Annotated in this window: 2 protein-coding genes and 1 pseudogene; all 3 read right to left on the bottom strand. The window is 48.0% G+C overall.

Annotated elements, in window-relative coordinates:
- Positions 1-132: 132 nt before the first annotated feature.
- Positions 133-333 carry a hypothetical protein gene (locus K2G43_RS01310; protein WP_300152764.1) on the bottom strand — a complete coding sequence of 67 codons (201 nt, stop codon included), beginning with the start codon at positions 331-333 and terminating at the stop codon, positions 133-135.
- A 156-nt stretch (positions 334-489) separates the two neighbouring features.
- A complete protein-coding gene (locus K2G43_RS01305; protein ID WP_297645355.1) occupies positions 490-2,052 on the bottom strand; it encodes an ATP-binding protein in 1,563 nt (520 codons plus the stop codon).
- A gap of 159 nt (positions 2,053-2,211) precedes the next feature.
- Positions 2,212-2,530: pseudogene (locus K2G43_RS01300) on the bottom strand (transcriptional regulator); the annotation flags it as partial.

The following is a 2,530-nucleotide window of genomic DNA, read 5'->3' as shown; positions in this document are numbered from 1 at the left end:
AATAGCCTCCTCATGTCCTTCAAGAAAACTCTTCGCCTCCTTGACTACAAGCGCCAAATATCCCCCGCCACCGGCTCTGGCCATCTTCCACGCCATCACCCCTTCCATAACACTATAGCGGTCAATATAAGGCTACACACCGGCTTCGGGACAAAGCTGTCCGTCAACCGTAGGATGAACCATGCCGGGGAACATGGCTGTCTGTGCATTGAACGAGGCCTGATAGGCGGCAAAAGCTGGAAGATCTTTCCGAAGAATGGCTGTCCAGTACTCATCGGCCGCCTGCGCCAAAGCCACCGCCTTCTCCCGGATAATATCTTTACCATCGGTCACACTACAACCTGCCCTTCGGGGTTTCACAGGTTGACAAGGCTACAAGGAAGAAGCCTACAAATGCCTCATTCATAAAACAGGCAGATAGGAAGGGCCTTGCACACTTGTTCACTGAAAGCAAGTTCAAAAACTTGCGAAACTTAAGCTATTGAATAATCAGTCTTCTACTACTATATACCGCTCCACATTCCGTGTCTCCTTGCTGAAATTCACGCCCACCTTCACCAGACGCTTTCCGTTCAACGCATAGGGTATCAGATAACCTTTCTCGTCAATCTGCCTCAACGCCTCCTCGGCACTGCCGTTCAGTTTGAACTCAAAGACATAGACCGCGTCTTTGGTCTTCACCACCGCATCAGCACGACCGCGGGCACTGCGAACCTCTGTCTCCACAAACTGTCCCAACAGCGTGAAGACTACATAGAAAATGGCTTGGTAATGGCGCTCGGTACCGGCGTTCAAATCGTAAGGAATACCGGCAAAGAACACTTGCAGACGCTCCATAAAGGAATCCACGTCGCCGGCACGAAGCTCGTGCATGAATTGGGCTATGTGGAAACCGGTTTCGTCATCGGTCACTTTGGTATAGAAGGGTACCAAAAAATTCAGAAAGGCATAACGGACTTCATCGTTAGGGAACGACAGTGTATAGAGTAATACTTCCTTGTCATAATCCTTAATGGTCAGGTACCCGCTCTGATAAATCATAGGAAGCGGGTTGCGGGCTTCCGCACGATACTCTGAGAAAGCGGAGGCAGTGACCTCCACTCCGTCAATGAGAAGGCGAAGGTCGTAGTCGCTTTCTTGAAGCAGATTCACCAGATAAGTGGGGGTACCCGTCTGGAACCAGAAGTTGTCCAGCACCTTCGCTTTGCAGGCACTCAGCACACTGAAGGGATTGAACACCCCTTCACAATAGGGATAAAAATGATAGCCGTCGTACAAACGGGTCATCTTCTCGAGCGTAGTCTCAAAATCCATCCCGTTGAAAGCACCCAGACGCTCTATCTCGGGAGTAAATGTCCGTACCAGCTCCTCTTTGGTTATGCCGCACAAGGAAGTGTAATCGGGCCATGTGCTGATGTCTTGCAACTGGTTCAAATCGCTGAACACACTGACTTGCGCAAACTTGGTGACACCCGTCAGGAACACAAAGCGGAGATAGCGGTCGGCACTTTTCAGCACTCCGTAGAATGATTTTAAAATACGGCGGTACTCTTCCAGAAGTGGCTTATCAAGAATGGCCTGAAGCAGAGGTTTGTCGTATTCGTCTATCAGTACGACAACCTGCTTGCCGGTAAGCTCGTATGCACGCCGGATGACACCCGAGAAACGTGCTGAAAGTGTCGCTTCGGCCGCATCACCTCCCCAACGTTCTTCCCAAAAACTAAGAGTACGCGAAAGCATCAGTTCAAGCGCCTCGCATGTATCGTATTTTTCCGCATTCAAATCCAGATGCAACACCGGATATCGCTCCCACTCCGTCTCCAGTTGCTCGATGGCAAGCCCTTTGAACAATTCCTTCCGTCCTTCAAAATAAGCTTCGAAAGTGGAAAGAAGCAGACTCTTACCGAAACGGCGCGGACGGCTCAGGAAATAAGGCATTCCGGAGCTCACCAGCTGATAGACCAAAGCCGTCTTGTCCACATAAAGATAGTTCTCTTCACGCAGTTTTGCAAAGGTCTGTATTCCGATAGGCAATTTACGCATCTGTTCCATTCCGTCTCTTTTTATACCTGCATACAAAGTTAAGAGTATTTACCTACATAACAAAAAAGCAGGAGTTTTTTTTCAAAAAATGAAGGTAGATATCTGATTCGTATCTCCTTGTAGCTTTGTCAATTTGTATCCTGACATCCAATTAAAGATATACGAAACTTACTCTTTAATAACTTTCAGATAAGATTTGGGCACCTTTACGCTTGCCGCCAGCACACCGGTAATGCGAATAACAACATAAGTCTTGTTAGCCACTGTAGCGATTTCACCTTCAATGCCACTAAATTCCCCTTTGACAACCGTAACCTTTTTCCCAACAGTGAGAGGTTCGTTATCAAAACAAACTCCGTCGGGATTCAAATCCATCACAAACATGAAGTCCTGCATCTGTTTGTCGGGGACTATCAGCATGGAACGCGTGTTCAAGTCTTTCAGGTAAAAAACCTGGACACCATAGACATTGTGTATGTCACAGGCC

Origin of the sequence: Bacteroides sp. (genome assembly GCF_029057325.1) — a bacterium.
Classification (GTDB): domain Bacteria; phylum Bacteroidota; class Bacteroidia; order Bacteroidales; family Bacteroidaceae; genus Bacteroides.
This window is presented reverse-complemented; position numbering and strand designations above follow the sequence as displayed.